2 protein-coding genes are annotated in these 4,640 nt (G+C 66.7%); both read left to right on the top strand.

Annotation, left to right across the window (positions count from 1 at the left end; all coding sequences use genetic code 11):
* Positions 1 to 898: beta-ketoacyl reductase (locus ACH4S7_RS36470; RefSeq protein WP_398525733.1), on the top strand; the 898-nt coding region annotated here is incomplete at its 5' end.
* Positions 898 to 4,640: type I polyketide synthase (locus ACH4S7_RS36465; RefSeq protein WP_398525732.1), on the top strand; the 3,743-nt coding region annotated here is incomplete at its 3' end. The genes ACH4S7_RS36470 and ACH4S7_RS36465, both read left to right, overlap by 1 nt.

The raw sequence follows: 4,640 nt of genomic DNA, 5'->3' as shown, positions 1-4,640 counted from the left end.
GAATGCGTTTTTGGATGGGTTGGCGGAGTATCGGCGGGGTCGTGGGTTGCCGGCTGTGTCGATCGCGTGGGGCCCGTGGGCCGACGGCGGAATGGCTCATGGACCGGAAGGATCCCAGGACCAGTTGGTCAGCCGAGGCTTCGTTCCGCTCGATCCCGATATCGCCATCGCGGCGATGGAGGAGGCCATCGAGAAGGACGAGACCACCATCACCGTCGCCGACATCGACTGGGCGAAGTTCTACCCCGCGTTCGCCCTGGCCCGCCCCCGGCCGCTGCTGCACGAAATACCGGAGGTGGCCGCGCTCCTCGCCGAGGATGAGGCCGGCGCCCCCGAGAGGGGAGCCGTATCGGCTCTCGCCGAGCGTCTGAACAGCCTGACCGATGGCGAACAGCGCCAGGCGGTGCTGGATATGGTCCGCACGGAAGTAGCCGCCGTGCTCAACCATGCGCATGCCGAGAACATCGTCGAGACTCGGACATTCCGTGAACTCGGCTTTGACTCACTCACCGCCGTTGAACTGCGTAACCGACTCAACAGCGCTACAGGGTTGCGGCTTCCGGCAACGCTGATATTCGATTACCCCACCTGCGAGGCGATCTCCGATCATCTGTGCAAGGAACTCCTGGGTAGTTCATTCGGAGCGATGACGACATCGGCCGTTCAGAGCGATTTCTGGTCGGCACTGCAACAAGTCGACTACCAGAAGCTCCAGGACGCCGGAGTGGTGGCCATGGTCATGGGGCTGCTGGATGGTGAACCGGCCGAGAAGACCGTGGAAGAGCCGGAGCCCCGACCCGAGATCGATGATATGGACGCGGTCGAGCTGCTCAATCTGGCTCTCCGCAACAAGATGCAACGCAACTCCGCAGCGGATTCTCAGGGAGAAGAGGGGTAATGGAGTCCAAGGAGCTGATCGAGGCGCTGCGGGATTCGCTCAAGGAGATTCAGACTCTCAAGGATGAGAAGGCTGAAATCCTGGAGAAGCAGGGGGAGCCGCTTGCGGTCATCGGCATGGCCTGCCGTTTCCCCGGCGGAGTGTCGTCCCCGGAGCAGTTGTGGAATCTGGTGGTGAGCGGTGGGGAAGGCATATCCGGCTTCCCCACGAACCGTGGCTGGGACACCGGGAACCTGTACGACCCGGAGACGCAGCGACAAGGGACCTCGTACACCCAGGAAGGCGGTTTCCTGCACGAGGCCGGTGAGTTCGATCCCGGCTTCTTCGGGATCTCGCCGCGCGAGGCCCTGGCGATCGATCCCCAACAGCGCCTCCTTCTGGAGACTTCGTGGGAGGCGATAGAGAGCGCCGGGATCGACCCCATGTCACTGCGGGGCAGCGCCACGGGTGTGTTCACGGGACTGAGCTATCACGACTACCTCTCTCAGATCGGTTCGGTGCCGGACGAGCTGGAGGGTTATCTCGGGACCGGGAACGCGGGGAGTGTGGCGTCCGGCCGGGTGGCGTATGTGTTGGGGACTGAGGGTCCGGCGGTGACGGTGGACACGGCGTGTTCGTCGTCGCTGGTCGCGCTGCATCTTGCTGCCCATGCCCTGCGTCAGGGCGAGTGCTCGATGGCCCTCGCAGGTGGCGTCACCGTGATGGCGACCCCGGGCGCCTTTGTGGACTTCAGCCGTCAGCGCGGCCTTGCCGAGGACGGCCGGTGCAAGGCGTTCTCGGCGGCAGCGGACGGTACTGCCTGGGCCGAGGGTGTCGGAACGCTCCTTGTGGAGCGGCTCTCGGACGCCCAGCGGCTCGGTCACCCCATCCTTGCGGTGGTTCGTTCCAGCGCGGTGAATCAGGATGGTGCGAGTAATGGGTTGACGGCGCCGAATGGTCCGTCGCAGCAGCGGGTGATCCGTCAGGCGCTGGCGGCCGCGGATCTGTCGACTGCTGATGTGGATGTGGTGGAGGCGCACGGCACCGGCACCACCCTGGGTGACCCGATCGAGGCGCAGGCGCTGCTGGCGACCTATGGGCAGGGCCGGCCGGAGGGTCGTCCCATCCGGTTGGGTTCGTTGAAGTCGAACATTGGCCATACGCAGGCCGCTGCGGGTGTGGCGGGTGTGATCAAGATGGTGTTGGCGCTGCGGCACGGTGTGCTCCCGGCGACGCTGCATGTCGATGAGCCGTCGCCACATGTCGACTGGGCGAGCGGTGCGGTCGAGCTGCTGACCGAGGCCACCCCGTGGCCCGAGACGGGCCGGCCCAGGCGGGCCGCGGTGTCGTCGTTCGGCGTGAGCGGTACGAACGCGCATGTGATTCTGGAGCAGGCGCTGGACGACGGTGACACCGAGGTGTCCACGACTGACGATGAGTCCCTGGTGCCGTGGGTGCTGTCGGGCCGTGGTGCCGACGGTGTCCGGGCGCAGGCGGCGCGGTTGCGGGAGTGGCTGTTGGAGCGGCCTGAGGACCGTCCGGTGGATGTGGGTTTCTCGTTGTTGTCGTCGCGGTCGGTGTTCGAGGACCGGCTGGTGGTGCTGGGTTCCCAGCGTGAGGCGCTGCTTGATGGGTTGGCGGCGGCTGCTGAGGGGGCGCCGTGGCCGGGGCTGGTTCAGGCGTCTGGGGATGTGTCGTTGAACCGGGCTGTGTTTGTGTTCCCGGGTCAGGGGTCGCAGTGGGTGGGGATGGGACGTGAGTTGTACGCCTCTTCGCCTGTGTTCCGGGGGCGATTGGATGAGTGCGCGGCTGCGTTGGACCCGTTGGTGGACTGGTCGCTGATCGATGTTGTACGGGGTGAGTCCGGGGCTCCTGGTCTGGAACGGGTGGATGTGGTCCAGCCCGTCCTCTGGGCCGTGATGGTGTCCCTGGCGGCGGTGTGGGAGTCGTGGGGTGTTGTTCCGGCCGCGGTGGTGGGTCATTCGCAGGGGGAGATTGCCGCCGCGTGTGTGGCGGGAGCGTTGTCGGTGGAGGACGCTGCGCAGGTTGTGGCGTTGCGGAGCCGTGCGGTACGGGCGATGGCGGGTGACGGCGCGATGGTGTCCGTCGCACTTCCCGCCGCCGAGGCTGAGGCGTTGACCGGGGACGGTGTGTCCCTGGCCGCTGTCAATGGGCCGTCGTCCGTGGTGTTGTCGGGAGACCGGTCCGCCCTCACCCCGGTGGTGGAGCGACTCAGCGCTGAAGGTGTGCGGACGAAGTGGGTGCCGGTGGACTATGCGTCCCACTCCGCCCATATGGAACGTATCCGCGAGGAATTGGCGTCCCTGCTGTCCGGGATCGAGCCCAGGACCTCCCGTATCCCGCTGTACTCCACGGTGAGCGCTGCTCGTATCGACACATCGGTCATGGACGCCGGCTACTGGTTCGACAACATCCGGGGCACGGTCCGCTTCCACGAGACCGTCCAGGCCCTGATCACCGACGGTCTCACCGCCTTCGTGGAGATATCCCCTCACCCCGTCCTGGCGATGAGCGTTCAGGACACCCTCGACCAGGCCGAAGCCACCGGTCTCTCCATCGGAACTCTCCGCCGTGACGAGAACGAACACGAAGCCTTCCTCACCGCCGCCGCCCAACTCTTCGTCGCCGGCCTCCCCATCGACTGGAACACGGCCGCCTTCACCGACCTCGACACGCGCCGGGTCGACCTCCCCACCTACGCCTTCCAGCGTGACTGGTTCTGGCTGTCCGGGCGGGCGGGGGCAGTGGGCGACGTGGGTTCACTGGGCCTGGGGGCCGTCGGACATCCGCTGCTGGGAGCGGCTGTTTCGGTGGCCGAGGGCGATGTGGTCGTGCTGACCGGCCGGGTGTCCCTCGGCTCTCATCCGTGGCTGGCTGATCATGTGGTGCTGGGCTCGGTGCTGCTGCCGGGGACGGCGTTTGTGGAGTTGGCTGTACGCGCCGGTGACCAGGTTGGCTGCGGCCGAGTGGAAGAGCTGGTGCTGCACGCTCCGCTGGTGCTCACCGGCGACGAGGCGGTGGACGTCCAGGTGGTGGTCGGTGCCGAGGAGTCGGGGTTCCGCTCCGTGGACATCTACTCCCGCCCGCACAGCGAGAGCGGCTGGCAGGACCAGGACGCCTGGACCCATCACGCTGTCGGCACGGTGACGGCCGGAACGGAAGACCCTGCCGACGCTGATCTGTCGGTGTGGCCGCCCCGAGACGCGACCCCGGTGGCGATCGAAGACTTTTACGCACAGCTCGACGCGAGTGGCTACGGGTACGGTCCGGCGTTCCGGGGCTTGCGTGCTGCCTGGCGCCGGGGCGACGAGGTGTTCGCCGAGGTGGAGCTGCCGGAGAGCGAGCAGGACACAGCCGCCGAGTTCGGCATCCACCCTGCCCTTTTTGACGCCGCGCTGCACGGCACGGGGCTCATGGGCAGCCGGGAGAAGGGCATGTTGCCGTTCTCCTGGAACGGTGTGTCATTGCATGCGAGCGGTGCATCGGTGCTCCGGGTGCGACTGCGGTCGGCGGCCGATGACGCGATCGAGGTACTGGCAACTGATGTGACCGGTGCGCCGGTGCTCTCGGTGGGGTCGCTGGTGCTGCGCTCGGTTACCGCCGATCAGGTCCGGGCCAACGAGCAGCGCGACTTGTACGAAGTCCAATGGGGTCCGTTTGCTGGTCCGGTTGGGGTGAGTGGTCGGGATGTGGGTGAGTGGGCGGTGCTTGATCTTCCTGAGTTGGGTGGGGGTGTTGGGGC

This window comes from Streptomyces sp. NPDC020965 (assembly GCF_044333555.1).
Taxonomy (GTDB): Bacteria; Actinomycetota; Actinomycetes; order Streptomycetales; family Streptomycetaceae; genus Streptomyces.
Note: the sequence above shows the minus strand (reverse complement) of the source record. Positions and strands in the feature narration are given on the sequence as shown.